Genomic DNA, 1,046 nt, shown 5'->3' on the forward strand with positions numbered 1-1,046 from the left:
GCGCTACGGATTGCTCCTCAAATTAATGCAAGACAAAAAGACACGCGGTCAGGACTTAGAGCTGGAACAGGCAAAAATCGTCAATAAGACCGGTGTCTCCTTCTCTAGAAGTAGCATGAATGCACGCAGGCTGGCGCATCGTACCATCTGCCCTGGAGCTGAAATTACGACACTCAAATCGAACTGGCCCTTAGAAATATTCGAAGCCGTTTGCGCTGATGACTCTTACGTATTGATTGAGTGTAAGTGGGGTAACTGCACATCAAGGTAAAACTAAGTCTTTACGGTACTGCAATCTACCCTGCAGTACCCTTTTCCTAACGCCCCCTGACATTGGTTAGCGCTTTTTTCGATAAATAAGGCACACCCATAGCCATACGCCCGCTGTATAAATTTGACTCGCCAAAGAGCTTGCTTTTATCGTTACTATTCAGGGAAATCTAATAGTACGTTCTGCCTGACGCTTAATATTGACCGCAACGAGTTTTTGATATGATAGTCACTATGACTATCTAAAAATCAATAATGGAATATCTAAACATTTTTAGAAAACAAAGCTGTCGACATTTTCGTGACATTTATACCACCTTAAAAGTTAGTACAGGTTTTGTACACAAGCTCAATATGAACACTCATATAGAAATAACACTAAACAGCTTAGTAAGACGCACAAAACATACGGATCAATTAAAAGCTCTATTGAAAAAGAATGGAGGAAAACTCACTAGAAAAGGTCGATCACGTAATTGGAAGCTAGAGCTGTCTTATCAAGATAAGAAAACGGTTGTCAACGAACTATACAACTCAGATGAGCCAAGCTGGCTATGGATTGCCAAGTTGCTCGCGCAACAAGAAAAGACGCACTCACATGAACAGTTAGTCACCATTGCGCGCCAAGCACCGGCGATTACAGTTAATCAGCTCGTTGCTGAAACTAATTGCAGTCTTGCAGAAGCGCGTAAAGCGCTTGACGAACTTGAATGGCTTTAAGCCGATAAGCTATTTGGCCAATATTTAAGATCAAATCTCAGCTAGATCGCCCTTCT

2 protein-coding genes are annotated in these 1,046 nt (G+C 41.9%); both read left to right on the top strand.

Annotated elements, in window-relative coordinates:
* Positions 1-271 (top strand): hypothetical protein (locus tag A3729_RS26575; protein ID WP_231877512.1); only part of this gene is annotated, 271 nt, incomplete at its 5' end.
* A 353-nt stretch (positions 272-624) separates the two neighbouring features.
* Positions 625-990, top strand: coding sequence for a ribosome recycling factor family protein (locus A3729_RS26580; protein WP_068516094.1), 366 nt, complete (start codon positions 625-627; stop codon positions 988-990).
* The last annotated feature ends 56 nt before the right edge of the window (positions 991-1,046 follow it).

Source organism: Oleiphilus sp. HI0043 (genome assembly GCF_001634935.1).